At 58.4% G+C, this 24,579-nt stretch carries 27 protein-coding genes; 13 read left to right on the forward strand and 14 right to left on the reverse strand.

Annotated features, from left to right (window positions below; all coding sequences use genetic code 11):
• The coding region (locus AC2FLZ_RS08900; RefSeq protein ID WP_496882089.1) for an MBL fold metallo-hydrolase at positions 1-310 on the reverse strand (310 nt) is incomplete at its 3' end.
• A 17-nt stretch (positions 311-327) separates the two neighbouring features.
• Positions 328-2,031, reverse strand: a complete 1,704-nt coding sequence (locus AC2FLZ_RS08905; protein ID WP_496882090.1) for an acyl-CoA dehydrogenase family protein — start codon at positions 2,029-2,031, stop codon at positions 328-330.
• A 138-nt stretch (positions 2,032-2,169) separates the two neighbouring features.
• On the opposite strand from AC2FLZ_RS08905, the gene AC2FLZ_RS08910 reads away from it, so the two are divergent.
• Complete coding sequence (locus AC2FLZ_RS08910; RefSeq protein WP_480624680.1) at positions 2,170-3,120, forward strand: L-threonylcarbamoyladenylate synthase; 951 nt, start codon at positions 2,170-2,172, stop codon at positions 3,118-3,120.
• On the opposite strand, the gene AC2FLZ_RS08915 is transcribed toward AC2FLZ_RS08910, so the two are convergent.
• On the reverse strand, positions 3,121-3,675 hold the full coding sequence (locus tag AC2FLZ_RS08915) for a YqgE/AlgH family protein (protein ID WP_480474992.1): 555 nt from the start codon (positions 3,673-3,675) through the stop codon (positions 3,121-3,123). It lies immediately after the preceding gene.
• A gap of 157 nt (positions 3,676-3,832) precedes the next feature.
• Between AC2FLZ_RS08915 and AC2FLZ_RS08920 the strand changes: the two genes are divergently transcribed.
• Positions 3,833-4,633: a protein-disulfide reductase DsbD domain-containing protein gene (locus AC2FLZ_RS08920; RefSeq protein WP_496714679.1), complete on the forward strand. Its 801-nt coding sequence runs from the start codon at positions 3,833-3,835 to the stop codon at positions 4,631-4,633.
• 4 nt (positions 4,634-4,637) lie between these two features.
• Entirely contained in the window at positions 4,638-5,057 is a 420-nt protein-coding gene (locus AC2FLZ_RS08925; protein WP_496882091.1) for an NUDIX hydrolase, read from the forward strand.
• On the opposite strand, the gene AC2FLZ_RS08930 is transcribed toward AC2FLZ_RS08925, so the two are convergent.
• From AC2FLZ_RS08930 to AC2FLZ_RS08960, 7 genes are all read right to left on the reverse strand, one after another.
• Complete coding sequence (locus AC2FLZ_RS08930; protein WP_480622957.1) at positions 5,054-8,455, reverse strand: efflux RND transporter permease subunit; 3,402 nt, start codon at positions 8,453-8,455, stop codon at positions 5,054-5,056. The genes AC2FLZ_RS08925 and AC2FLZ_RS08930 overlap by 4 nt on opposite strands.
• A gap of 5 nt (positions 8,456-8,460) precedes the next feature.
• Entirely contained in the window at positions 8,461-9,909 is a 1,449-nt protein-coding gene (locus AC2FLZ_RS08935; protein ID WP_480494458.1) for an efflux RND transporter periplasmic adaptor subunit, read from the reverse strand.
• Between the two features lie 106 nt (positions 9,910-10,015).
• On the reverse strand, positions 10,016-10,558 hold the full coding sequence (gene moaB, locus AC2FLZ_RS08940; protein ID WP_480604684.1) for a molybdenum cofactor biosynthesis protein B: 543 nt from the start codon (positions 10,556-10,558) through the stop codon (positions 10,016-10,018).
• Positions 10,559-10,564: 6 nt separating this feature from the next.
• Complete coding sequence (locus AC2FLZ_RS08945) at positions 10,565-11,185, reverse strand: LysE family translocator (protein WP_496808324.1); 621 nt, start codon at positions 11,183-11,185, stop codon at positions 10,565-10,567.
• The gene (locus AC2FLZ_RS08950; RefSeq protein ID WP_480604680.1) at positions 11,182-11,781 is read right to left on the reverse strand and encodes a metallophosphoesterase family protein; all 600 of its coding nucleotides are present in this window, start codon (positions 11,779-11,781) and stop codon (positions 11,182-11,184) included. Before AC2FLZ_RS08950 ends, AC2FLZ_RS08945 begins: the two co-directional genes overlap by 4 nt.
• Entirely contained in the window at positions 11,778-12,545 is a 768-nt protein-coding gene (locus AC2FLZ_RS08955; RefSeq protein WP_480604678.1) for a uracil-DNA glycosylase, read from the reverse strand. The genes AC2FLZ_RS08950 and AC2FLZ_RS08955 overlap by 4 nt, the downstream gene beginning before the upstream one ends.
• Positions 12,479-12,793: a hypothetical protein gene (locus tag AC2FLZ_RS08960; protein WP_480558744.1), complete on the reverse strand. Its 315-nt coding sequence runs from the start codon at positions 12,791-12,793 to the stop codon at positions 12,479-12,481. Before AC2FLZ_RS08960 ends, AC2FLZ_RS08955 begins: the two co-directional genes overlap by 67 nt.
• Before the next feature lie 509 nt (positions 12,794-13,302).
• Here AC2FLZ_RS08960 and AC2FLZ_RS08965 point away from each other — a divergent pair.
• The 7 genes from AC2FLZ_RS08965 to AC2FLZ_RS08995 all read left to right on the forward strand — a co-directional run bounded on the left by AC2FLZ_RS08965 (position 13,303) and on the right by AC2FLZ_RS08995 (position 17,941).
• Positions 13,303-14,238, forward strand: a complete 936-nt coding sequence (locus AC2FLZ_RS08965; protein ID WP_267366053.1) for an aspartate carbamoyltransferase catalytic subunit — start codon at positions 13,303-13,305, stop codon at positions 14,236-14,238.
• Positions 14,235-14,753 (forward strand): hypothetical protein, encoded by a 519-nt coding sequence (locus tag AC2FLZ_RS08970; RefSeq protein ID WP_480558742.1) that lies wholly within the window; start codon positions 14,235-14,237, stop codon positions 14,751-14,753. The genes AC2FLZ_RS08965 and AC2FLZ_RS08970 overlap by 4 nt, the downstream gene beginning before the upstream one ends.
• Positions 14,738-15,124, forward strand: a complete 387-nt coding sequence (locus AC2FLZ_RS08975; protein WP_480474974.1) for a hypothetical protein — start codon at positions 14,738-14,740, stop codon at positions 15,122-15,124. The genes AC2FLZ_RS08970 and AC2FLZ_RS08975 overlap by 16 nt, the downstream gene beginning before the upstream one ends.
• Entirely contained in the window at positions 15,121-16,401 is a 1,281-nt protein-coding gene (gene pyrC / locus AC2FLZ_RS08980) for a dihydroorotase (RefSeq protein WP_480518360.1), read from the forward strand. Before AC2FLZ_RS08975 ends, pyrC begins: the two co-directional genes overlap by 4 nt.
• Positions 16,401-17,006: a glycerol-3-phosphate 1-O-acyltransferase PlsY gene (plsY, locus tag AC2FLZ_RS08985; RefSeq protein WP_480518358.1), complete on the forward strand. Its 606-nt coding sequence runs from the start codon at positions 16,401-16,403 to the stop codon at positions 17,004-17,006. Before pyrC ends, plsY begins: the two co-directional genes overlap by 1 nt.
• Positions 17,003-17,272, forward strand: coding sequence for a hypothetical protein (locus tag AC2FLZ_RS08990; RefSeq protein WP_480518356.1), 270 nt, complete (start codon positions 17,003-17,005; stop codon positions 17,270-17,272). Before plsY ends, AC2FLZ_RS08990 begins: the two co-directional genes overlap by 4 nt.
• 192 nt (positions 17,273-17,464) lie before the next feature.
• A complete protein-coding gene (locus AC2FLZ_RS08995) occupies positions 17,465-17,941 on the forward strand; it encodes a YHS domain-containing (seleno)protein (protein ID WP_480486578.1) in 477 nt (158 codons plus the stop codon).
• A gap of 141 nt (positions 17,942-18,082) precedes the next feature.
• Here AC2FLZ_RS08995 and AC2FLZ_RS09000 read toward each other — a convergent pair whose 3' ends face one another.
• The gene (locus AC2FLZ_RS09000) at positions 18,083-19,066 is read right to left on the reverse strand and encodes a quinone oxidoreductase family protein (RefSeq protein WP_496882092.1); all 984 of its coding nucleotides are present in this window, start codon (positions 19,064-19,066) and stop codon (positions 18,083-18,085) included.
• Positions 19,067-19,259: 193 nt separating this feature from the next.
• On the opposite strand from AC2FLZ_RS09000, the gene AC2FLZ_RS09005 reads away from it, so the two are divergent.
• Positions 19,260-20,117: a DUF2189 domain-containing protein gene (locus AC2FLZ_RS09005; RefSeq protein WP_496882093.1), complete on the forward strand. Its 858-nt coding sequence runs from the start codon at positions 19,260-19,262 to the stop codon at positions 20,115-20,117.
• A 30-nt stretch (positions 20,118-20,147) separates the two neighbouring features.
• On the opposite strand, the gene AC2FLZ_RS09010 is transcribed toward AC2FLZ_RS09005, so the two are convergent.
• Both AC2FLZ_RS09010 and AC2FLZ_RS09015 read right to left on the reverse strand, forming a co-directional pair.
• Complete coding sequence (locus AC2FLZ_RS09010; protein ID WP_496714684.1) at positions 20,148-21,134, reverse strand: NAD(P)H-quinone oxidoreductase; 987 nt, start codon at positions 21,132-21,134, stop codon at positions 20,148-20,150.
• A gap of 61 nt (positions 21,135-21,195) precedes the next feature.
• Complete coding sequence (locus tag AC2FLZ_RS09015; protein WP_480494363.1) at positions 21,196-21,888, reverse strand: COQ9 family protein; 693 nt, start codon at positions 21,886-21,888, stop codon at positions 21,196-21,198.
• 111 nt (positions 21,889-21,999) lie between these two features.
• On the opposite strand from AC2FLZ_RS09015, the gene rpsU reads away from it, so the two are divergent.
• Positions 22,000-22,206, forward strand: a complete 207-nt coding sequence (rpsU, locus tag AC2FLZ_RS09020) for a 30S ribosomal protein S21 (RefSeq protein ID WP_005614280.1) — start codon at positions 22,000-22,002, stop codon at positions 22,204-22,206.
• Between the two features lie 297 nt (positions 22,207-22,503).
• Positions 22,504-23,586 carry a CAP domain-containing protein gene (locus tag AC2FLZ_RS09025; RefSeq protein ID WP_496882094.1) on the forward strand — a complete coding sequence of 361 codons (1,083 nt, stop codon included), beginning with the start codon at positions 22,504-22,506 and terminating at the stop codon, positions 23,584-23,586.
• A gap of 48 nt (positions 23,587-23,634) precedes the next feature.
• On the opposite strand, the gene ppk2 is transcribed toward AC2FLZ_RS09025, so the two are convergent.
• On the reverse strand, positions 23,635-24,552 hold the full coding sequence (gene ppk2 / locus AC2FLZ_RS09030; RefSeq protein ID WP_209506639.1) for a polyphosphate kinase 2: 918 nt from the start codon (positions 24,550-24,552) through the stop codon (positions 23,635-23,637).
• Positions 24,553-24,579 lie beyond the last annotated feature (27 nt).

Below are 24,579 nucleotides of genomic sequence, written 5' to 3' on the forward strand. Positions count from 1 at the left end.
GCTCGGCGCCGTGTTCCGTCTGAAACCATCCGGCATTGCCAACATGGTCGGGATGATGGTGAGTCACCACCACCCTCCTGATCGGCTTGCCTGCAAGTGGCCCGGCCATCAACGCTTCCAAGATGCGCCGCGTCTTGTTCGAGGACAGCCCCGTATCGATCACGGTCCAGCTGTCGCCATCGTCCAGAGCGTAGATGTTTACATGGTCCAGCGCCATCGGCAGGGGCAGGCGCATCCAGAGAACACCTTGGGCAATCTCGGTGGCCGCGCCCTGCGCGGGCGGTTCAGCCCACGGATATCTGATCCCCAAGACGTGATCCCCATCCATCAGGCCGCAAACTCGTCCGTGCTCAGCGCGAAAAGGTCATCCGCCCCGTTCTGCGCCCGCGCCAAAAGGCCCGAATGTTCGGGCAACAGGGTGTTGATATAATATCGCGCCAGTTTCGCCCGCGGTCCCTCTGGGTCGGCAAGGGCTGCGGTCAGGTGATAATGCCCGCCCAGCACCCGGGCAAAAGCCTGCAAATAAGCAACGGCGCCTGCAAAGCGGTTATTCAAATCATCCTGTGCCACCAGCCATTCTGTCGCCTCGCGCAGTGTTTCGGTGGCTTCCCAGACCGGACCCGCCAGATCAGGCAGCGTTGCACGGGCGCGTTCGGCCTGGTCTTCGATCTCATCCAGCAGGTTCGAAGCAGCCTCGCCCCCGTCCATCATCTTCCGCGCAACAAGGTCCATCGCCTGAATACCGTTGGTGCCCTCGTAGATCGCGGTGACACGCGCATCGCGATAGAACTGTGCCGCGCCGGTTTCCTCAATATACCCCATGCCACCATGCACCTGGACCCCGGTTTCAGCCACACGCATCCCGGTCTGAGTACCAAACGCCTTGCTGATCGGCGTCAACAGCGCGGCCCGCGCAGCCCAATCGGCGTCACCAGTGGCCTCTGCCATATCGATCGCAACCGCATTGGCCAACAGGATCGCGCGCGCGGCATAAACATCAGCACGCATATCCAAAAGCATGCGGCGCACATCCGCATGATCGATGATCGTCTCGGACGGCGTTTTGCCTTGTTTCCGTTCCAGGGCATAGGCCAACGCATGCTGGTATGCACCTTCGGCCACGCCCACGCCCTGTCCGCCCACACCAAGACGCGCATTGTTCATCATGGTAAACATGGCAGCCATACCGCCATGTTCGGCACCCACCAGCCAGCCTTTGGCTCTGTCATATTGCATCACGCAGGTGGGCGATCCGTGCAAACCCATCTTGTGTTCCAGCGAAACCACTTTTAGATCATTGGCCGCGCCCGGGTCACCATTTGCGTCAGGCAGGAATTTAGGGACAAGGAACAATGAAATCCCTTTGGTGCCGGGCACCCCATCGGGAAGGCGAGCCAGTACCAGATGGCAGACATTCTCGGTAAAATCGGTATCGCCCCACGAGATGAATATCTTTTGACCGGTGATCGAATATGTCCCGTCACCGTTCGGCTCAGCCTTCGCAGACAGCGCGCCAACATCCGATCCGGCCTGAGCTTCGGTCAGGTTCATGGTGCCCGACCATTCCCCCGTCATCATCTTAGGCAGATACAGCGCTTTCAATTCGTCGCTGGCGTGATACTCCAACGCCTCAATCTGGCCCTGAGACATAAGCGGCGCAAGTTGAAGCGACAGGCAAGCAGCACTCATCATCTCGTTGACCGCCGTGGTGATGGTCATAGGCAGCCCCATCCCCCCGTATTTAGGATTGCCACTGATCCCGATCCAGCCACCTTCGGCAATTGCCTTCCAACCGTCTGCATATCCCGGAGAAGTTCGCAGCACGCCATTTTCAAGTCGTGCAGGTTCCAGATCACCGGGGCGCTGCAGAGGGGCCATCACCTCTTCGCACATTTTTCCAGCTTCGGTCAGGATCGCATTGACCACATCCCCGCTGGCATCAACAAATTTATCCGTCGCAGCGACCTGGTCGAACCCGACCACATGGTCCAGCAGGAACTGGTAATCTGAAATTGGGGTGCGATAGGGCATGATCACTCTCGAAGGCTAACAATTCAGAACATATCGGCAGGCTTGGAATTGTGGGCAAGCGCCGGTAAGCGTATGAGCTTGGATCAATTACCTACTGTCCCTTATGTTTCAAGCAACCAAAACGCGGCGTCACCAGTTATGATCTCAACCGGCACTCAGGAATTGACGGCGGATCCCGGCGGTATCGCGCGGGCTGCAGATATGTTGCGACAGGGCCTTCTGGTCGCCTTCCCGACCGAGACGGTCTATGGCCTGGGCGGCGATGCACGCAACGGGCAGGCGGTGGCGTCGATCTACGAGGCCAAGGGGCGGCCCAGTTTCAACCCCCTGATCGCACATGTCGCATCGGTCGCCGCGGCGCAACGGTATGTGCTATGGTCAAATCAGGCCGAGCATCTGGCGCAGGCCTTTTGGCCCGGTCCGCTTACCTTGGTTTTGCCCTTGCGCGAAGGGCACGGGATTTCTTCGCTAGTGACGGCAGGTTTGGACACGCTGGCCGTGCGCGTTCCGGCACATCCGACAGCGCACGCGCTGCTGGCCGAATTTGATGGCCCGGTTGCTGCGCCATCTGCAAACCCGTCGGGTCAGATCAGTCCGACCAAGGCAAGTCATGTCTGGTCAGGTCTTGGCGGCAAGATCGCGGCTGTTCTGGATGACGGGCCGTGCGGTGTCGGGCTTGAATCCACCATCATCGGTCTGGCTGGGGAACCCGCGCTTTTGCGTCCAGGTGGCATCGCGCTGGAGCAAATCGAAGAGACGCTGAAAACACACCTACATCTGCATCAATCCGGTGACCTTCTGACCGCCCCCGGCCAGTTGCAATCGCATTATGCGCCGGATGCTCCGGTCCGTTTGAATGCCGAAACCCGTCAGGGTGACGAGGTGTTGCTGGGATTTGGACAGGTTGAGTGCGACCTGAACTTGTCCGCCATTGGCGACCTGACCGAAGCGGCGGCAAATCTGTTTGCGTTTCTGCATCAACTGAACGAAACCGGGCGACCGATTGCCGTTTCTCCGATCCCAGGCACGGCATTGGGGGCGGCAATCAATGACCGGCTGCGGCGCGCTGCAGCACCTCGCGACAGCTGATCAGGCCCGCCCTGCGCTGGCAGAAAGGGTTAGCGGGTCCACGCCCAAAGTAGCCAACGCTGCCTCCCATTTCGCATCATCGGGCACATCGAAAACAAGCTTGGGTGTCGCGTCGGTGGTCAGCCAACCGTTCATGGCAATTTCATCCTCAAGCTGACCGGGCCCCCAGCCGGAATAACCCAGCGCCAGCATCGAGTTCAGCGGCCCGCTGCCTGACGCCAAATCCTCGAGCACATCAAGTGTCGCCGTCATGCTGAAGTCCTCAGAAATCTGCATTGAATGCAGGTTGGCCTCGTAATCGGCGCTGTGAAGGACAAAGCCGCGCGACATCTCGACCGGCCCACCGAAATGCACAAGGCGCTCTCCGACAATCGGAATACGGCAGGCGATGTTCAGTTGACCCAGCAAGGTCTTTATCCGCAGGTCCGAGGGCTTGTTCACAATCAAACCCATGGCTCCATCGTCGCCGTGGCTGCACACATACACCACCGAATGGTCGAATCGCGGATCCCCCATACCGGGCATCGCAATCAACAGTTTTCCGGTCAGGTCCATGGGCCGCCATCTCTTTCTCAGAACACCTCAACAATGGCCCCGCAGCATGTCTATTGGCAAGAGAACAACGGGTATTTTGGCGGATTTCATCCCAGTGAACAGAACGTGACTTGGAATCCGGGCCAACGCCGCGCATTTAAGAGGGATGAAGATGTCGATGAAACACACTGCTGTCGCCGCACTTGCTTGCCTGCATCTGTCCGCCCCGGTTGCCGCACAGGGTCTGGATGGTGTCGTTCAGCTGGATGTTCTGGATGGTGGCCGGACTGCAAACGGCACTTATCTTACCGCCTTAAAGCTGACGCTCGAGGATGGTTGGAAAACCTACTGGCGCGCGCCCGGAGACGCTGGCATCCCGCCGGAAATCAACTGGAAACGGTCAAGCAATGTCGGGCGGATTGAGATCACATGGCCTGCCCCCGATGTCTTTGATCAGAACGGGTTGCAGTCGATCGGTTACAAGAACCAACTGGTCCTTCCTATTGAGATTACGCCGCGCAACCCTGCCAAGCCGGTCCGATTGCAGGGCGAAATGGATCTGGGCGTCTGCAAAGACGTTTGTGTTCCGGAACGTCTGGGCTTTGACCACACGCTCGACGCCAATGCCGGGCGCCATCCCGCGATTGCCGCGGCACTGGCGCAACGTCCCTATTCCGCGCAGGAAGCTCGCGTGTCCAGTGCCACGTGTCGTCTGACGCCAACGAAAGATGGTATGCGTATCGAAGCACGAGTGACCATGCCATCGGCAGGTGGTCATGAAGTTGCTGTGATCGAACCCGGCAATCCCACCCTCTGGGCTTCGCAGCCGGTTGCGCAACGGCAGGGCGATACGTTGGTGGCCGAGGCCGAGATTATCAATGCATCGGGTACACCCTTTGCGCTGGATCGGTCTGAAATCCGGATTACAGTTCTGGGCGCCAATCACGCAGTTGATATTCAGGGTTGCAGCGCAGGCTGAATTCATGACCCAATCGCCAAAAATCAGTGCCCTGGCCGTTGTTCTGCACCAGGATCAGGTTCTTCTGGTTCAGCGCAGCAAGCAGCCCGACGCCGGGCTGTGGGGGTTTCCCGGTGGCCATGTCGAATGGGGTGAAACCGTATTGGAAGCGGCGCAACGCGAATTGCTGGAAGAAACCTCGGTGATCGCGCAACCGTCACATTATCTGAACAATCTGGACCTTCTGCGCCGAACCCCAGATGGGCTGGTCGTGTCCCATTACCTGCTGGTCGGGGTCGCATGTCAGTATCGCTCGGGCACGCCGAGGGCCGGTGACGACGCACTTGATGCCCGGTGGTTTCCCATCGATCAGATACGCCAGGGCAACCTGCCCATGAGCGCGCGGGTCATTGAGCTTTTGGAATATGCCTTGCTTGCGGTTTAAGTACCTGCCGATTTCGTGAGGCGACCATAGAGTATACCTGAGGCAGCAATGCTTAGAATCACAATCGGTACAGCGCCGGCAACAAACGCGCCCAGCCCCATTTTCAATGCGGCAATGCCATCATCACCGGGATAAAGGCTTTGTAGCATGGCAAGCGGTGCACCGTTGACAGCGGGCCAGATCATCGTCAAGGCAAACCAGATCCCAAGTATCACGCCGGTTCCGGCCAACGCGCCACGAACAACCTTGTCAGGGGCCCGTGCAGCACGGCGCATGGCTGTCATCGGACGTGCCACGTCATTAAGAATTCCCAGCAAGGCAGGTACAAGAACCAACACCAGCAACATTCCGAAACCAAGCCCGTATACCAGTGTGATTACAGTCGGTTTCAAGAATTGCGCCTGTTGAGAGCCTTCATATAGTAAGGGCGCAAGGCCAAGAACCGTCGTCAGCGTGGTCAGCATCACGGGGCGCAACCTGTCTGCCGTGCCATCCAGAATAGACGGAATCAACCCGCGATCCTGCTGGTATGCGTCGATCGTAGTCACCAAAACGATCGAATCGTTGATGATGATCCCTGTCATGCCCAACAACCCGACAACCGTGAACATGCTCAGCGGAACCTCCCAGATGTAATGGCCCCAAATTGCCCCGACCAGGCCAAAGGGAATAATCGCCATAACCACAAGGGGTCGTGTCCAGCTGGCAAAAACCCAGGCCAGTACAAGATAAATACCGGTCAGGCACAGGATCAGACCGTTGCGGGCCTCGGACAGGAATTCGTTTTCCTGTTCGCTCAGACCCGACATGCGCCACTCAACCTGCCTTTCGGCCGCGATATTGGGAAGGATCTCGTCCTGCATCACGCGTTCAATTTCGGCGGCCCGTGCCGGATCGTCTTCCGAAATATCGCCTGTTACCGAAACCACCCTCAGGCCGTTTTCACGCCGAACCGTCGAAAACCCGGACTTGCGCTCGACCGAAACGATATCAGCCAAAGGTACGTAGACCCCATCAGGAGAACGCATCAGAGTTCGTTCCAGAAAATCTGCTGTCAGTTCACCTTCGGGCAGTTCGACACGGATCTCGGCACTGCGCGGCCCGTCAGGGAAGGTTGCGGCCTCAATCCCGTTCAAACGGTTGCGCAAAGCCCGCCCCAGCGTTTCGATCCGAAAGCCCAGCGCCTGACCCTGCGCCGTCAGGTCAAGAAGAAACTCTTCCTTGTCATATGCCAAAGTGTCCTCAAGTGCCGAAACTTCAGGAAACTTCGACAGCGCAGTTTGCAGATCTTCAGATGCGGCTTTCAGGACATTTACGTCTGAGCCATAAAATTGCACATCGATTGCATCGCCGCCGGGGCCGGACCGCCAACCGCGGAAGCTGATCACTTCGACCTTGGGGTGACGCGGTACGAAATCCTGTAGCTCGCCCACAAACTCAAAACTCGAATATGGGCGCAGATCGGCGTCGATCAATTCAATCGAAATACCTCCCAGCACACTGCCGTCCTTGCCGTCAGCCGCAGCAAGCGCACGCCCGGCATTGCCACCAACTTCAGCCAGGACATAGTCAATTGGATTTCGGCCATGACGCTCTTCGTAGATCCGGCCCAGTTCGTTGGTTGCATCCTGTAGAATGCGCATCATCTCAAGTGTATCTGACCGGGTCGACCCTTCGCGCATAATAAACCCGCCGCTAACCGAACTGCGTTCAGGCGCGTTGAAGAACCGCCAGTTCACGTCGCCACGAATGAACAATGCGACCTGACTGGCCAGGATGGCGATCATCAGCGCGGCCACCACATAACGCGCCCAGATCACCCAGGCGATCAGCGGACGGAACAAGTGATCCCGAACCCAACGAAAGCCACGATTGACGACACGGTTCGGCAGATCGTACCAGTGTTCTTTGGCCGAATGCGCAATTGCATGCGCCATGTGATTGGGCAGGATCAGGAAGCACTCCACCAGCGATGCAACCAGTACTGCGATCACCGTGAAAGGGATATCGCGGATCAGCTCTCCGAAACGTCCTCCAACCAACGTCAGGCCGAAAAACGCAATCACCGTCGTTACCGTGGCGGCCAGAACCGGCATTGCCATTCGACGCGCGGCGCGCTCTGCGGCTTCCACTGGTGTCTCGCCCAATCGGCGGGAGCGAAAATCAGCGTGCTCCCCCACGACAATGGCATCATCTACAACGATCCCCAACGTAATGATCAGACCAAACAGTGAAACCATGTTCAGCGACAGACCGCCCAGATACATCAGCGCAATCGCCGCCGACATCGCCACCGGGATACCCGCAGCAACCCAAAACGCAATGCGCGCATTGAGAAATAGGAACAACAGGATGACAACAAGCCCCAGCCCCATCAGCCCGTTATCCACGAGGATGTTCAACCGGTCGGTAATTGCTTGCGCCCGGGTGCGGATCAGATCAATTCTCACACCTTCAGGCAGGCTGGCCTGCATCTCGCGGGCAACGTCCTCCACCGTGTGCTGAATACCTATCGCATCGCCCAGGTTCGACCGGTCCACTCTGATCGACATGGCGGGATTGTCGCCCACATAATAGCTGCGGTCGCGGGTGACGCCTTCTACCCAAATTCTGGCAATGTCACCAACCTTCAGTTTCGACCCATCTTCGTTCGTCCGCAGAGCGATGCCTTCGATCTGTTCTGGCGTGCGTTTCTCAGTTCCCGCCCGGACACGAGCACCCGCACCTTCGACATTGCCAGCGGGGTCCGTATTGACTTCGGCACCTATCGCTGCCGCGATTTCGGCCATCGTTATATCGTTTGCGATTAACTGAGCGGTGGTGACCTCGACAACGATGCGCGGTGCGGCAATACCCCGGATTGTCGTGCGGGTCACACCTGATGCGAATAAACGATTGATAAGCTCATCCGTCAGCTTAGCCAGCTGAGCAGTATCGGTCGGACCGGTAATCACCACATCCGTCACCCGATCACGCCACGCACCGCGTTGAATCTTGGGCTCCTCAGCGTCTTCCGGCAGATCTGTGACAGCGTCTACGGCGGTCCGGACTTCCTCAACAGCGCGGGACACATCCCAGTTGGGTTCGAATTCCAGCCTGATACGGGTCCAGCCCGGATGCGAGGAAGCCTCGGTACTGGTCACCCCTTCGACGGCCAGCAGCGCAGGTTCCAGCAACTGCACGATCCCGGCGTCCATGTCCTCGGGCCCGGCACCATCCCAGGTTACGGATACATCGACGCGTTCCAGAATGACGTCCGGAAAGAACTGTGCACGCATGTTCGGGATTGCCGCCGCGCCAAGAACCAGCATGACAAGCAACAGCAGGTTGGCAACTGTCCGATGCCGCGTGAAATAACTGAGAAGGCCACCCGCCGCGCCAGGTATCTCGCGCATCATGGCGTTTATCCCCCAGCCCTGGTTTCAATACTGCGCACCAAAGATGTCGGCACTCGAGCTTCGCGCAGCCGGGTTAGAACCTTCGTCTTTTCCTTCGGTGGCATCGCACTGTTCGCCTCGACTTGAGCTACAAGTTCGGCGCGTTTCTCGTCCGTCAGCTCGACCATTCCGGGGTCTGCACCCGCCTCAAGCCGCAGGGGCCGAACACGCACGCCCGACCCAAGCAGGGGGGTTCGTCCGACGACGACCTCACGCCCTTCCAACCCGTCGCCCCGCAGCAGAACTTCATCCCCCTGGCGGCGGATGAGCTGAACCGGCAGACTTTCCAATCGGTCATCAGGGCCAAGAACCAGAACTGTTCCGGATGCATCAAGGACCGAAGACGGCAGTCGGTAAACTCCGGCAAGGGGCTGTTCCTGAACTGAAACCGTAACGAAATCTCCAGGTTTAAACCCCGATGCCTCTTGCAGGCGGGCATAGATCAACCGCCCGGTCTGGCCTTCACCGGCAGACCCGCTATCGCGGCTAATCTGGCCAATTGCGGTCAGATCGGTCCCTGTGACTTCAAGAGATATGGTGACCGGCGCATTGATCAGACGATCGCCGCCATCCAGAAGCCGCACATATTGCGCGGTCGACACCCGAAACGCCACCTCTAAGTCGTTGGGATCAACCAGTTCAGCAAGCTTTTCATTTGCAGATACCAGCCGCCCTTCCACAAGCGTAACATCCGTTAAAGTGCCGCCAAAGCCCGCCCGGATTGTCATGTCGCCCAGATCGCGCTCCGCAGCTTCCAGTGCTATCATGGCTCGGGCAAACAGGGTTGATGCCTGATCCACACGGGATTCAGCCTGTGCCAGCGCAATACGCCGCGCCAGAACGGCCTGTTGCGATGATGCTGCGGCCAGTTCGGCCTCTTCCACGCTGGCGGCGGCCCCCACGCCCCGTGATTCCAGATCCCGTTGGCGTTGCAACGCCCTTTCCCGCAGTTCCGCCTGAGCCTCGGCCGATTTCAGCTCGTCCTGCGCCAGCAGCAACGAGCGTTCTGCATCTCGCTCTTCAAATTGGGCGTCCAAGAGATCGGACTTTGCCCGATCCAGCGCAGATTGCGCATCTGCCGGATCCAGTTCGACCAGCACTTCGCCAGCCTCAACAATTCCACCATCTTCAAAGTCTTCTGCCAGCGCGACAACGCGACCTCCAAGCGCCGCACGCAGCTCCAGCCTGCGGCGGCTTTGAACCTCTCCGAAAGCTTCAAGATATGGGGTGACGGTTTCCGCCTCGGCAGGCCGAACCGCAACAGCAAAGATCCTTTCTCGCGAGGGCGGTGTCGCGTTATCGTGCGTCAAAGCCTCCTGAACGGCCCCCACGATCATCTGCACGGCAACGAACAACAAAGCCAGCGCCAGAAACGCCAGAAAAATACCGACAAGACTATGCCGCAGAAATCGCATCGATCAGTTACCCCGGTTGCACCACGCTGCCGTCCACAACATGTAGCTGGATCAGGAAATATGCCAAGCCACAAGGCGGTTATACGGAACGGAACGTATGACCAGTCTACTTCCGTCGCAGATGTTCGTCCAATCTGGGCATTATTTCCACAAAATTGCACGGGCGATGGCGATAATCGAACTGTTTTTCTAATATACCGTCCCACGCATCCTTGCAGGCTCCCGGGCTGCCGGGCAAGGCGAACAGGTATGTCCCCCCGGCAACGCCCCCCGTCGCCCGCGACTGCACCGCCGAAGTTCCAATCTTCTCCATCGAGATGATCGTGAAGACGGTGCCAAAGGCTTCTATCTCTTTCTCATAGACATCGCGATGCGCCTCGACGGTGACATCGCGCCCGGTCAGGCCCGTTCCGCCGGTCGAAATCACAACGTCGATCTGTTCGTCCGCCACCCACGCGCGCAACTGATCTGCGATCTCTCTGCGCTCGTCCCGAATTATCCTCCGATCTGCGACGACATGGCCTGCCTTTTCGATCCGGTCCACCAATGTCTGACCCGAGCGGTCCTCTTCCATCGATCTGGTATCCGAGATTGTCAGAACGGCGATCTTAACCGGGATGAACTCCATTGTTTCGTCAATGCGCGACATGTGGTGTCAGGCCCTTTCCAGGATGGCAAGCCGGACCGCAAGGGCCGCAAAAATGCCCCCTGTAATCCAGCCCAAAATACGTGAGGCGCGCGGATTCGAGACCAGATGACGCCCCGCGCTTCCGGCGAAAACACCAACCAGCCCGTTCACCACGAACCCACCGGTGCCGATGATTGTGCCAAAGATCAAAAACTGCACCAGGACTGATCCCCGCGACGGGTCAACAAATTGAGGGATGAAGGCAAGAACGAACAGGATAACCTTGGGGTTCGTCAGATTGACAAGCATTCCGTCCCAAAAAGACAACCGGGCCGGTTTGACGGGTGCCTCGGCTGATACTGCGCCATTTCGAATGGCACACCAGGCCAGATACAACAGGTATGCAACACCAACCCAGCGAATGACATCGAACAGCGATGGCACGGCCGTAACCGCCGCGCCAAGGCCCAGCCCAGCCAGAAGGACCTGTATCATTCCACCCGCGGAAATCCCGGCACTTGCGGCAATTGCAGCACGCGGACCTGATCGCAAACCCTGACCGAAACAGAACATCATATCCGCCCCCGGTGTCAGGTTCAGCGCCAGCGCAGCGGGAATGAAGGCAAGCAGCGTTACCGTCTCGATCATACGGCGACCTCGAACCAGTTTACCTTGGGACCGAGATTGGCGATCCGGGTGCGGCCAATCGAGCCGCGATAACCCCAGCTGTCGTGAATATGGCCGCAAAACGTGAAACGGGGCTGTATCCTTTCGATCGCGTTCCGGACAGCGACCGAACCAACAGCCATACCTTGCGAGGTCACATCCCCATGACCCTTGGGCGGTGAGTGCGAAATCAGGATATCTGCTCCGCTGCAGCGCGCCAGCAGTTCGGCGGCCTCACCCTCGGTCAGATCACAGGACCAATCACCAAACGGTGTGGGTGGAACACCGTAGCCAAGCCCGAACAGGCGCAATCCATCCACCGTCATTCCCGTTCCATGCAGAACATGCACACCCTCGGGCACAGCTTTGCCCAGATCCTCTGCGCTTTCTGCATTCCCGGGTATCAGGACCAGGGGCGCTGAAACGCCCGAAAGCATCTGCATCGCTTCGTCCAGACCCAGACGCATGTTACAATAATCCCCGGCGCCAATAACCAGGTCGGCATCAGCGCTGGCCGCCACCAGATCAGCGGCGCGATTGCGCGCCATGTGAAGATCGGAAAACGCCAAGACCTTCATGACTCACCTCGCAGCCGGGCTTTCAACTCCAGCAGATCAGCCCAGGCCTGACGCTTCATTTGCGGCTGGCGCAGCAAATAAGCTGGATGAAACATCGGGATCACAGGCAGGTCCAGCGCCTGATCCCACTGGCCGCGCAATCGGGTAATCCCGCGCTTGCCCAGAACGGCCTGACAGCTGATATTACCCATCACCACCAGCACCTCGGGCCGGGCCAGCGCCACGTGACGTTCCAGGAACGGCTTCATCATCCCGATTTCTTCGGGCTTTGGGTCACGGTTCTGTGGGGGCCGCCATGGCAGCACGTTTGTGATATAGACGTTCTGCCTGCGATCCAGATCAATCGCGGCCAACATGCGATCCAGCAACTGGCCCGCGCGCCCGACAAAGGGTTTGCCCTCGCGGTCTTCATCGCGGCCCGGAGCCTCACCGATGATCATCACCCGCGCACCGGGCGTTCCATCAGCAAAAACCATCTGCCGCGCCCCGCGCTTCAGCTCGCAGTGATCAAAAGCTTCCATCGCATCGCGCAGCTGATCCAGTGACCCCGCCCCCTTGGCCGCTGCTTGCGCAACCGTTACCGGGTCAATCTGTCCGGGCTTTGACGGGGTGGTTGCCGCAACCTCTGCCTTTTTGGGCTTTGGTGACGTATCCGGCACCGAATATCGATCAACCGGAGCGTCCCCGATTGCCTCGGTCACGCCCAGTTCGACCTGCCATTCCAGCAGGGCCCGTGCAGAGTAATAGTCCAAGCCCGATTCCATATGGGTAATTTACCTGCCTGAGGGCTGATGGAAAGCGAATTGGGCTTGATCGGTCGCTCTGTCGCGTCGACCATCAGGGCACGATGCTCAGAACCTTGCGAATCCTCCTGATCGGGCTTGGACTGGTGCTTACCGGCAATCCGGTATTGGCGACGTTCCACAACGAACAGGGCCAGTGCCGTGCGGGCCAGTTCAAATGCGGCACCACCTGCTGTTCCGGCGGTCAAAGATGCAGCTTTGATGGGCACTGCATACCGCTGGGCGGCACCTATTGCGGTGGCGGGCGCAGTTGCGGTCCGTTTGAACGCTGCGTTGCCGGAGGAGCGAGCTGTGCACCCACAGGCGCGAACAAATGCACATCGCGTCTGGATTGCCCCGGTGACAGTTTTTGCAATGGGCGCGGCGAATGTGAACGGATCACACCAGATCCGGGTACAGCCCCCCCCACAATATGCGAGGATGGCCGCACTTGCGCGCGCGGCGCGTCCTGCTTGCCGGGTGGGGGTTGTTCCCGCCCGGGATGGTTCCTGTGCGAAGAAACAGGCTCGCAGTGCCGTCCGGGATTCAAATGCTCGACCCATCAGGGTTGCGTGCCGATCAAAGCCATCGACTGTGGATACGGCAAATGGTGCAAACCGGGTGAACAATGCCTGCCAGAAGGCGGCTGCGAAAAACTGCCAGAGGGTTCTGATCCCTAGGTTGCTTTGCCCCGCGTGGCTTTCTATAAGCGGCCCGATTGTCAGACAGGAGCCCGCCCATGCGTTTCGCCCATCGTCACCTTCTTGGCATCGAGCATCTGTCGCAATCCGATATTACCGAAATTCTCGACCTGGCCGAAACCTATGTCGACATGAACCGCCAGTCGACCAAACATTCGGACGTGCTGTCGGGGCTGACCCAGATCAACATGTTCTTTGAAAACTCAACCCGAACGCAGGCAAGCTTCGAACTGGCTGGCAAGCGTCTGGGCGCGGACGTGATGAACATGGCGATGCAGGCCAGTTCGATCAAAAAGGGCGAGACGTTGATCGACACTGCGCTGACCCTGAACGCGATGCATCCCGACCTTTTGGTGGTGCGTCACCCGCATTCAGGCGCGGTCGATCTGCTGGCGCAAAAGGTCAACTGTGCTGTTCTGAACGCAGGCGACGGGCGGCATGAACATCCGACACAAGCGCTACTGGACGCGCTGACGATCCGCCGCGCAAAAGGTCGCCTGCACCGTCTGAACATCGCCATTTGCGGCGATGTCGCGCACTCCCGTGTTGCACGCTCGAACCTGATCCTGCTGGGCAAGATGGAAAACCGCATTCGTCTGATCGGCCCGCCCACACTCGTGCCGTCGCAATTCGCCGAGTTCGGGGCCGAGGTATATGACGACATGAACGAAGGCCTCAAAGACGTCGATGTGGTCATGATGCTGCGCCTTCAGAAAGAACGAATGGATGGGGGCTTCATCCCGTCAGAACGCGAGTACTACCACCGGTACGGCCTGAATGCGGAAAAACTGGCGCTGGCCAAACCCGATGCCATTGTCATGCACCCCGGCCCAATGAACCGCGGGGTTGAGATCGACGGAACCCTGGCTGATGACATCAATCGATCCGTTATACAGGAGCAGGTGGAGATGGGGGTCGCTGTCCGGATGGCCGCCATGGACCTTCTGGCCCGCAACCTGCGCGAGGTTGCATGAACAATCTGAAGGTCGCCCCCCATGAACGCGGCGTCCTGCGCCTGTTCACGATGGACATGCGCCCAGAAGAGGCAAAGTTCCTGCGCGAACCGGGTGCCGCCGATCAGGTGCTTGGCGTCGACGGGCTGGACCCCGAGCAGATCGACATCTTTCCGGTGTCCGACCTCGAGGAACTTGGGCTTTACGGCTATCTGAACGAAGGGTGTGGCGTGTCCGAGGATCAGTTGGACCGTGCCGCGCTGGCGCAGATCGGCGGATGGGTCATGGTCCTGCGCAGCGCAGCGTTCAAAGACCAGACCATGACACTTGAACCCGATCCCCGGCTGCACCTGACGGGCCTTTTCACGGAAGAGGCAACCAATTGGACCGGCGGAACGATCGAAACCGAAAGCGCCAGACCTTTCTCGGCCCCGCAAACCGCGCCGGTTGACAACAAACCGCTCCGCATAGGCTCGGCTGTTATGGCATTGGTAGTACTTTTGATCACCGGAGGGATTCTATGGCTGATCCTGTAGTCTTTGCCCCGGACAAGGGCGCGTATATCCGCACCAATGCGTGGCTTGCGGCCGCTGCCATGGCCGGTGCAATGGCTGTGTTGTGGTTGACCGGCAACCCTTATGTCTGGACCGGAGCACCTGCTGGCCTCGCCGCTATCGGCATCCGCGCGTGGTATCTGGCATCGGAAGAACTGGCCGCAAACTGGAAGATGACCGACACTTTGTTGACCGGTCCCGGCGAGCGAAAAGTTGCGCTGAATCAGATCGAGGCGGTCAAAACCATGGGCAGTTTCGTGCAAGTCGTTACCAAGGGCGGAGACAAACACCTGATCAAGTATCAGGCCGATCCCGCCGCCACGAAGGCCGCCATCGAAAGGGCTGTTCCATGAATACCGTTCTTTTCACCAACGCACGCCTGATCGACCCCGAAGCGGGAGCAGAGTCAACTGGCTGGTTGCAGGTGAACGATGGCCGGATTACCGCCCGAGGCGAAGGAATTGCTCCGAGTACGGAGGGGCATATCGTAGATTGCAACGGCAAGTGCCTCGCCCCTGGCATCATCGATATTGGCGTCAAGGTCTGTGAACCCGGTGAACGTCATAAGGAAAGCTATCGGTCAGCAGGACTTGCTGCCGCGGCTGGCGGTGTCACGACGATTGTCACCCGACCAGATACTCTGCCAGCAGTCGACACACCGGAAACGCTGGAATTCGCGACACGCCGGGCGCAGGCCGATGCGCCGGTCAATGTTCTGCCGATGGCTGCCCTGACCAAAGGGCGCGAAGGGCGCGAGATGACCGAAATCGGGTTTTTGTTGGACGCGGGCGCGATCGCCTTCACCGATTGCGATCACGTCATCACCAATACAAAGGTGTTTTACCGCGCCCTGACCTATGCGAAGTCCTGTGGCGCGCTTGTGATAGCCCATCCGCAAGAGCCGGGGCTGAGCGCCGGGGCCGCGGCGACCAGCGGCAAGTTCGCCGCATTGCGCGGCCTACCCGCAGTGTCACCGATGGCAGAGCGGATGGGGCTGGACCGCGACATTGCCCTGTTGGAGATGACCGGCGCCGCCTATCACGCCGACCAGATCACCACGGCCCGGGCGCTGCCTGCACTGGAGCGCGCCAAGCGCAATGGGCTGGACATAACCGCAGGGACGTCGATCCACCACTTGACGTTGAACGAGCTTGACGTGGCCGACTATCGCACCTTCTTCAAGGTCAAGCCGCCGCTGCGATCAGAAGACGACAGGCAAGCGGTTATCGAAGCCGTTCGCACCGGGCTGATCGATATCATCAGCTCGATGCACACCCCTCAGGACGAAGAAAGCAAGCGCCTGCCGTTTGAAGAAGCGGCCTCGGGTGCGGTCGCACTGGAAACGCTTCTGCCTGCGGCCTTGCGCCTGTATCACGCGGGCCAGCTGGATCTGCCGACGCTGTTTCGGGCCATGGCCCTTAACCCGGCCAAGCGGCTTGGACTGGACAGCGGTCGCCTGTCGAAAGGCGCGCCAGCCGATCTGGTTCTGTTCGACCCGGATGTGCCTTTTGTGCTTGATCGGTTTGCACTAAAATCAAAATCTCAGAACACTCCATTTGACGGCCAGCGGATGCAAGGTAAGGTCATTTCGACCTATGTAGCAGGTAATGAAGTGTTCCGGAGACCCTGATGCCCCCAATCGACAACTCGACTAGCGAACTGCTCCAATGGGCGGTGGTTGGATACCTGATGGGCTCCATTCCCTTCGGCTTGTTGCTTGCCAAGATCATGGGGCTGGGAAATCTGCGCGAGATCGGGTCCGGCAATATCGGGGCGACAAATGTCCTGCGCACCGGCAACAAGGCCGCTGCGGCGCTGACCTTGCTGTTTGACGCAGGTAAAGGCGCGGCGGCCGTTCTGATTGCACGTGCCTATGCGGGTGAAGATGCGGCCCAAGTGGCTGCACTATTGGCGTTTTTGGGCCATTGCTTTCCGGTTTGGCTGAGCTTCAAGGGCGGCAAGGGCGTGGCGACCTTTCTGGGGCTTTGGCTGGCACTGGACTGGCGCGTCGGTGTTGCCTGCTGCCTCACTTGGCTGGTCGCGGCGGCAATCTGGCGAATATCTTCAGTTGGTGCACTGGCAGCTGCTGCGCTTTCCACAACCTGGGTGTTGTTGCTGACAAACGGGACTACATTTATCCTTGGGATAATTCTGACAATTCTTGTCTACTGGCGGCACAGCTCGAACGTTGCCCGGATCAAGGCCGGAACGGAACCCAGAATCGGAAAACCGTGACTGCGTCAGACGCGTTTCTGTCTGCCCTTTTTGCACTGCCGTTGGGCAGTTTCACCGGAACCTCCGGCGGTCGACGCTATGTTGTTGTGCGTCAACAAATGGCGCGTGGTAAATCCCACAAGCTGGTTGCGCACGAGCTAGGCGGAACCGACTATATCAGCCTGAACCTGTATCAGACCCAGGGCAGCGGCGCGTTGCTTCGACCCTGTGAAATGCCCGCAAACAAAGTCATCGCATTTGTCCTGAACCTAACGCCGGATACCTGAGGCGGCTCCGCAAAAAAGAACAGTGGCTCTATCACCTGCGCACAATCACAATTCATTGTTTTGAACGTGATCAGCCCGCTTCCCAAATCGCTATCGTGACGGTCAATTACGGGCCACACAGGACAACAATCTGGGCCTTACGGCGGCAATTATTGCGGTGCTGAACGGGCTCATTTCACGAAAGGTGAAGCAATGAACAAGTTTAAATCTCTGATCAGTGGCGTGGCACTGTCTGTCACGTTGGCAACCTCCGCACTGGCGGCTGGCGTCGAAATCAACGCAAGCTCGACTGGTCTGGCCATGCAGGGCTATGATCCGGTGGCGTACTTCACCGCTGGCGAAGCGACCAAGGGCGATTACCGCATTACTGCATTGCACGATGATGCACTGTACCGGTTTTCGTCGGAAGAAAACAAAGTAGCCTTTGAAGCCAATCCTGATGCATATCTGCCCGCATATGGCGGCTATTGTGCCTTCGGCGCGGCCATGGGCTTTAAATTCGACGGCGACCCGAACCACTGGAAGATCGTTGACAACAAGCTGTATCTGAACCTGTCCAAAGACATTCAGGAGCGCTGGGAAGGCGACATCCCGGGTTTCATCGAAAGCGCGAGCGCAAACTGGGAAACGATTGCTGAAAAATCCCCGGCAGAGCTGCAATCGCAGTAAAACCTGATTATTTCAGGCACAGCGGCGGCGGGTTTTCCGCCGCCGTATGTTATTGAAGACCTCTTGCCCTTCCCATTCAGCGCATCAAGTGTCCCAATTCAATGGGCAATATCGTTTGGATACTGCGTTACAGGTCCAGAGTTACAGGTCCAGAATTGTGCTGCCAGTCGTTTGCCGCGCCTCAAGCGCACGATGCGCATCAGCAACCTGATCCAAGGCAAAACGCTGATCGACATGGACTTTGACCTCACCCCCCTCGACTTTGCCAAACAGGCGACGTGCCATTGCCTGACACACCGCATGATCCGCGATATGAGTAAACAACGTGGGCCGGGTGATCTTGAGCGAGCCTTTCTGGCCCAGAACCCCAAGGTTGAACGGTGGAACCGGGCCCGAGGCGTTGCCGAAGGAAATCATCATGCCCAGCGGTTTCAGGCAATTCAGTGATCCTTCGAACGTGTCCGCTCCGACCGAGTCCATCACCACGTCTACGCCCTGACCCTTTGTAATCTCAGCCACGCGTTCTGCGAAATTCTCGGACCTGTAATTGATGCAATGCGCGGCCCCGTTAAACCGCGCAAGGCTGCATTTCTCGTCACTCCCCGCCGTTCCGATCAAGGTGATGCCTTCGGATTTAGCCCATTGGCATGCGATCAGCCCGACCCCGCCAGCTGCCGCATGGAACAGGACCGTATCACCCCGTTTCAATGGTGTGGTCCGGTGAAATAGGTATTCAACCGTCAGACCTTTCAGCATCATCGCTGCACCGGCTTCGAATGTGATGCCATCCGGTAGCGGGCAAACCTGCGCAGCGGGCATCACGCGCGCCTCACAATAAGCACCGGGCGGGGCTGCGGCGTAAGCGGCCCGCTGCCCCGGCTGAAGGTGGGTCACCCCATCCCCAACCGCCTCAACGGTTCCCGCCGCTTCCATGCCTAAAGCATGGGGAAGATCAAGGGGATACAGGCCGGTGCGTTGATATACGTCGATGAAGTTCAACCCGCAGGCCTGATGCCGAATACGTATCTCACCCGGACCGGGGTCACCTACAGGCCTGTCTTCGATCCGCAAAACCTCAGGCCCACCAAATTCGTGAATCACAACCGTTTTCGCTGTTTTCTGCATCCTGACCTCCTCTTGCCTGCCATCAAGCTAACATGACTGTGACACAGGGCAATCCGTCCGATGCCGGAGTATTGATCCAGATTTCGAAAATTTATGTTATACTGAGGCATGGCGTTGCCGGTTGGGCCGGCCACGGGCAACTGAATGCCGGATCCGTTCCGCGGCGCAAGTCTCGCCAGGGAAGGGTGAAGAAATGGCTAAGACAATCGGAAACCCGATCAGCTGGGCGGCCCAGGCTCTGGGCGCCACAGGTGACCACGTTACAGAAAGCGTCTCGCAACTTGGCAGTGCAGATCCAACGCAAGTGCCAATGGTGCAGACCTTGACCCTGCAAGACCTACGCGCCTGCCTGAGGGCGGGGTATCAGGATTTTCTCGAAACCCGAGCGGATGTGGTGTTCATTGTCCTGGTATACCCGGTTGCCGGGCTTTTGATGTTCGGCTTTGCCCTGAATGCCAACCTGGTTCCGCTTCTGGCCCCTCTGGTCGCTGGCTTCGCGCTGATCGGGCCAGTTGCGGCCGTGGGCCTCTATGAGATCAGCCGCAAGCGTGAACAGGGCAGCGAGGTTCACTGGCTGGACGCATTTGGTGTGCTCCGCTCGCCGTCATTCGGAGCAATTCTGGTTTTGGGGTTTTACCTTGTGATGCTGCTGCTGCTTTGGCTGATGGTGGCACAAAGCATTCACACCTACACGATGGGCCCCGAGGTTCCAGCGTCGCTCAGCGCATTTGCCACGCAGGTGTTCACGACCTCCGCGGGCTGGACGATGGTCATTGTTGGAACAGCGGTTGGATTCGTTTTTGCGCTTTGCGCACTGGCGATCAGCGTCGTCAGTTTTCCCTTGCTGCTGGACCGTAAAGTAGGCCTGCCGGTTGCTGTTGTGACATCATTCAGGGTGCTGCGTCACAACCCCGGCGTCATTCTGACCTGGGGATTCATCGTAGCGGTGCTTTTGTTCCTGGGAGTTTTGCCACTGCTGTTGGGGCTTATCGTGGTGATGCCCGTTCTGGGTCATGCCACGTGGCATCTGTATCGCCGCGCCGTTGCGTGAACGCGCGGGACACGCCCGCGCATTCTAAATTCAACCCGCGATCTTCAGAACAATCTTGCCAATATGACCCGAGCTTTCCATGCGCGCATGGGCGGCGGCGGCTTCGGTCAGATCAAACTCGCTGTCCATCACGGGCGCAACTTTTCCGGCATCCAACAGAGGCCAGACAGCTTCGCGCAGGTCCTGCGCGATTTGCGCCTTGGCCAGATCACTTTGTGGGCGCAAGGTGCTGCCGGTCAGGGTCAGGCGCTTGACCATCATCAGGGCAAAGTTCAGCTCGACCACAGGCCCTTGCAGAAACGCGATTTGCACCAGCCGCCCATCTTCGGCCAGGGCCTTGACGTTGCGGGGGATGTAATCACCGCCGACCATATCAAGAATCAGGTTTGCCCCACCTTCGGCGCGCATGGCTGCTACGAAATCCTCGTCGCGATAGTTGATCGCTTTCTCCGCGCCCAGCTTGATGCAAGCCTCACATTTCTCATCCGACCCAGCCGTGGAGAAAACGCGCGCGCCAAAGGCATTGGCCAGTTGGATTGCCGTCGTACCAATACCGCTGGACCCACCGTGAACCAGAAAACGTTCACCTGCCCTCAACCCGCCACGCATGAACACGTTGGACCAGACTGTAAAGAAGGTCTCGGGAAGACACGCTGCCTCTTTCATTCCCATACCCGCGGGCACAGGCAAACAATGAGCCGCTGGGGTCGAAACGTATTCCGCATAGCCACCGCCGGGCAACAGTGCGCAGACCTGATCACCGACAGACAGTCCTTCGACCCCCGCACCGACCGAGACCACTTCGCCCGAAGCTTCAAGCCCCGGCAGGTCACTGGCGCCCGGCGGCGGATCGTAAGCGCCCGCGCGTTGCAAAGCGTCGGGGCGGTTCACCCCGGCATAGGCCACTTTCAATACAACCTGTCCGGCCCCCGGCTTAGGGATAGGACGTTCGGTCAGCTGCAAAACATTGGGACCACCCGGTTGAGTGATCTCAACAGCACGCATCATCTGGGTCATAGGCACCTCCTTTGCCCAATGCCTAACAGGCATCAGAGGCAAGGCCCAGCACCAAGACGCGTTACTTTCGGGGGTTCAACATGCCAGGCAGATCATCCCGCATCTTGGCCGGCGCCCTCACCTGACCCGCCAGCCAGTTCGGAACTGCAAGAAAGGGTTTCAACACCGGGTTGTCACGCACCTGAGCCTTGAGCTTTTCGAACTCCATGACATTTGCGATCCGGCGATCCAGAAACTCCCACGTGCGCTGATGGTCAGGGCTGTCATCACCCAGCCAGAACAGCAAGGTCGAGGAATAGACCCCCGACAAGGTTGCCCGTTTGGTATACCAGTTCACATCTTCCGACGTATCGCCCAGCGCGTCCCATATCAGGTCGCAGGTCTGCCATAAGGCCTTGGCTCCATCGGCCGCATATGCTGGCAGGGAAAACAGCGTCATGCCCCGGCGCACCAGTTCTTTGTCTTCAACAGCCTGCAACCGGAACCGGACCGCAGCGGCAATCTTATCGCGGAATTTTAGACCGCTCATGTCCTCGGACCTGAGGCGGTCCAGCATCACCTGATCGCCGCGCGCATGAAAGGCCAGTGCCAGATCAACCGCCCCGCGCGGGCAAATTGCACGTGCCAAACCGTCATCCAGACCACAATCGGAAACCGAGGCGCGAAAGCTGGTTTCCGACCAGCCGTCGAAAGGAACATGATTCAGCATCGCGTCCAAAAGCTGCCGTTTTGCATCTTCATATGTTGTGGTCATGACGGTTCTCCGGTTGTCAGGTCCAGTACTAGACAAGTTAGGGCGGCTTTGCTATACGGCCAACTCCTGCAATTTCCTTGCAACTCTATCTAGAAAGGTGGTGACAACCACATGCAGGTTAGTGTTCGCGACAATAACGTCGATCAGGCGCTTCGTGCCCTGAAGAAAAAGCTGCAGCGCGAAGGCGTGTTCCGTGAAATGAAGCTCAAGCAACATTTCGAGAAACCGTCCGAGAAGAAAGCGCGCGAGAAAGCTGAAGCGATTCGCCGTGCCCGTAAACTGGCGCGCAAGAAAGCCCAGCGCGAAGGTCTGCTCTGAGATCTTTGATTTCGTCCAGCTTTGGATGACACTATTTGACGACCCCCGAGGCATGGCCCGGGGGTTTGTCGTTTCCGGGCTCGGATACAATCCGCCGACTCGTGGTTCAGGTTGTGCGGCAAGCTGCCATTTCCGTACAGGCAGTGTTTTGCCCGGCGCTTTGCAGCGCAGCGAATCTCGTCTCGGTAGCATCGCGCCGCCAAAACTCGCCTAAATTGCGCCGCCCTCTATCACCCGCGACGTCCCCGCCTCTAAGTGAGCCCGTCCGCAAGGACACAAACACAAACGGAGGCAAATATGTCGACTGCAAGTACATACGAACGCGAGATGCTGGCGCTGATAAACCAGGAGCGCACATCCCGCGGTCTCAACCCGCTGCAACTTGAAACGCAGCTGAACGACTCGTCCGAAGATCACAGCACCTGGATGCTGAATACAGACACCTTCAGCCACACCGGTTCAGGCGGTTCCAGCGCAACCCAGCGGATGCAAAACGCGGGGTTCGATCTTGAAGGAAGCTGGCGCACCGGGGAAAACATCGCATGGCAGTCCGAACGCGGCGCGCCGGGTATCAGCGACGATGTCGCCCAGTTGCATCAAAACCTGATGAACAGTCCGGGTCACCGCGCCAATATCCTGAACCCGGATTTCAAGTATATCGGGATCGGGATCGAAACCGGTGACATGCAGGGCTTCGATGCGGTGATGGTTACGCAAAACTTTGCCGCAACCGACGCGGCTGTCATGCTGGACAACGGCAATACAAACGCGCCGCCCGTTCCCCCGACAACACCGGATGAAGTTGCAGAGCCCGAGGAACCGGAAACCGAAACCCCAGATACTGACGTAACCGAGACCGAAGAGCCTGGGACTGAGACCCCCGAAACCGAGGAGCCGACACCCGAGACACCGGACCCCGACGTCACAGAGACGGAAGAACCGGACCCCGAAACGCCTGATACCGACGTCACTGAGACCGAAGAACCAGAACCTGAAACCCCCGGTACCGAGGAACCAACACCCGAAACACCGGACACTGACGTAACCGAAACTGAAGAACCGGAACCTGAAGCGCCCGATACCGAAGTCGTCGATGGCGGTGAGCCGGAAGCCTTCTGCTTTGACATTCAGGCCTTCCTGGATGAAATCGCCAGCTTCCTTGAAAACCTGCAAGCGCAGTTTGACGAGTTTGATTGGGCCGACGACATGAATGGCGGCACTGATGTGGCAGATGTCGACGACGTCGATATCATGCCGACCCTAGATACCACCCCGGAGACCGAGATTGAGCCTGTCGACACCGAAACAGCCGAAGACGATGGCTGCGATGTCTTCATGATCAATATCTTCACCCATGACTGCATGATGGATGCAGCCTGATCACTTGAAATTGTGCGAGGTCGGCCCTGCCGACCTCGCATGCGTTGCTCAGTAAATCTTTGGAACGTAAAGCTCGTCTGGCAAAACCCGCCGCTCGTATTCAGGATTGTACCGACGGTCCGGCAAATTGACCTTTTCCTGTGGCACGTCTTCGTAGGGGATTCTGGTCAACAGATGCTCAATACAATTCAGACGTTCGCGTTTCTTGTCATTGCCCTCAACGATATACCACGGTGCTTCGGGTATGTTGGTTCGGAACAACATGTCTTCCTTGGCCTTCGTATACGCCTCCCAGCGAATACGGGATTCAAGATCCATCGGTGACAGTTTCCACTGTTTCATCGGGTCGTGAATACGCATGAGGAACCGCAGTTGCTGCTCTTCATCCGTGATCGAAAACCAGTATTTCAGCAGAATGATCCCTGACCGGACCAGCATCCGTTCAAATTCGGGAACGTCCTGAAAGAACTGTTCAACCTGGTCCTCGGACGCAAAGCCCATCACACGTTCAACCCCTGCCCGGTTGTACCACGAGCGGTCGAACAACACGATTTCACCGGCCGCAGGCAGATGCGGCACGTAGCGTTGAAAGTACCATTGGCTCTGCTCGCGGCGACTGGGCGCTGGCAGGGCAACCACACGGGCGACACGGGGGTTCAGACGCTGCGTGATCCGTTTGATCACGCCCCCCTTGCCCGCACTGTCACGGCCTTCAAACAGGATACAAACCTTGGCACCAGTGTGCTGCACCCAATCCTGCACCTTGATCAACTCGGCCTGCAATCGTAGCAGGTTTCGGAAATAGACCTTGCGATCCAGCATTTCGGGGTGCTGGTCCCGATAGATTTTGCGGACTTCCATGGACAGCATAGGCTCGCTGAACTCGATCTCGAAATCTTCGTCCAGCGTGTCTTCCAACTCGGCCTCAAGCCAGTTCTTGGTGCCCCCATCGTTTTCGTAAGCCAAGATCAGCTCCTTCTCAGTCATCGGGTT

Source organism: Ruegeria sp. YKSF131 (assembly GCF_059612645.1).

What these genes read in the sequence shown, in the direction of transcription:
- AC2FLZ_RS08905 (WP_496882090.1), bottom strand. Translation starts at nt 2,031, where the DNA reads ATGCCCTATCGCACCCCAATTTCAGATTACCAGTTCCTGCTGGACCAT.
- AC2FLZ_RS08910 (WP_480624680.1), top strand. Translation starts at nt 2,170, where the DNA reads ATGATCTCAACCGGCACTCAGGAATTGACGGCGGATCCCGGCGGTATC.
- AC2FLZ_RS08915 (WP_480474992.1), bottom strand. Translation starts at nt 3,675, where the DNA reads ATGGACCTGACCGGAAAACTGTTGATTGCGATGCCCGGTATGGGGGAT.
- AC2FLZ_RS08920 (WP_496714679.1), top strand. Translation starts at nt 3,833, where the DNA reads ATGAAACACACTGCTGTCGCCGCACTTGCTTGCCTGCATCTGTCCGCC.
- AC2FLZ_RS08925 (WP_496882091.1), top strand. Translation starts at nt 4,638, where the DNA reads ATGACCCAATCGCCAAAAATCAGTGCCCTGGCCGTTGTTCTGCACCAG.
- AC2FLZ_RS08930 (WP_480622957.1), bottom strand. Translation starts at nt 8,455, where the DNA reads ATGATGCGCGAGATACCTGGCGCGGCGGGTGGCCTTCTCAGTTATTTC.
- AC2FLZ_RS08935 (WP_480494458.1), bottom strand. Translation starts at nt 9,909, where the DNA reads ATGCGATTTCTGCGGCATAGTCTTGTCGGTATTTTTCTGGCGTTTCTG.
- moaB (WP_480604684.1), bottom strand. Translation starts at nt 10,558, where the DNA reads ATGTCGCGCATTGACGAAACAATGGAGTTCATCCCGGTTAAGATCGCC.
- AC2FLZ_RS08945 (WP_496808324.1), bottom strand. Translation starts at nt 11,185, where the DNA reads ATGATCGAGACGGTAACGCTGCTTGCCTTCATTCCCGCTGCGCTGGCG.
- AC2FLZ_RS08950 (WP_480604680.1), bottom strand. Translation starts at nt 11,781, where the DNA reads ATGAAGGTCTTGGCGTTTTCCGATCTTCACATGGCGCGCAATCGCGCC.
- AC2FLZ_RS08955 (WP_480604678.1), bottom strand. Translation starts at nt 12,545, where the DNA reads ATGGAATCGGGCTTGGACTATTACTCTGCACGGGCCCTGCTGGAATGG.
- AC2FLZ_RS08965 (WP_267366053.1), top strand. Translation starts at nt 13,303, where the DNA reads ATGCGTTTCGCCCATCGTCACCTTCTTGGCATCGAGCATCTGTCGCAA.
- AC2FLZ_RS08970 (WP_480558742.1), top strand. Translation starts at nt 14,235, where the DNA reads ATGAACAATCTGAAGGTCGCCCCCCATGAACGCGGCGTCCTGCGCCTG.
- AC2FLZ_RS08975 (WP_480474974.1), top strand. Translation starts at nt 14,738, where the DNA reads ATGGCTGATCCTGTAGTCTTTGCCCCGGACAAGGGCGCGTATATCCGC.
- pyrC (WP_480518360.1), top strand. Translation starts at nt 15,121, where the DNA reads ATGAATACCGTTCTTTTCACCAACGCACGCCTGATCGACCCCGAAGCG.
- plsY (WP_480518358.1), top strand. Translation starts at nt 16,401, where the DNA reads ATGCCCCCAATCGACAACTCGACTAGCGAACTGCTCCAATGGGCGGTG.
- AC2FLZ_RS08995 (WP_480486578.1), top strand. Translation starts at nt 17,465, where the DNA reads ATGAACAAGTTTAAATCTCTGATCAGTGGCGTGGCACTGTCTGTCACG.
- AC2FLZ_RS09000 (WP_496882092.1), bottom strand. Translation starts at nt 19,066, where the DNA reads ATGCAGAAAACAGCGAAAACGGTTGTGATTCACGAATTTGGTGGGCCT.
- AC2FLZ_RS09005 (WP_496882093.1), top strand. Translation starts at nt 19,260, where the DNA reads ATGGCTAAGACAATCGGAAACCCGATCAGCTGGGCGGCCCAGGCTCTG.
- AC2FLZ_RS09010 (WP_496714684.1), bottom strand. Translation starts at nt 21,134, where the DNA reads ATGACCCAGATGATGCGTGCTGTTGAGATCACTCAACCGGGTGGTCCC.
- AC2FLZ_RS09015 (WP_480494363.1), bottom strand. Translation starts at nt 21,888, where the DNA reads ATGACCACAACATATGAAGATGCAAAACGGCAGCTTTTGGACGCGATG.
- rpsU (WP_005614280.1), top strand. Translation starts at nt 22,000, where the DNA reads ATGCAGGTTAGTGTTCGCGACAATAACGTCGATCAGGCGCTTCGTGCC.
- AC2FLZ_RS09025 (WP_496882094.1), top strand. Translation starts at nt 22,504, where the DNA reads ATGTCGACTGCAAGTACATACGAACGCGAGATGCTGGCGCTGATAAAC.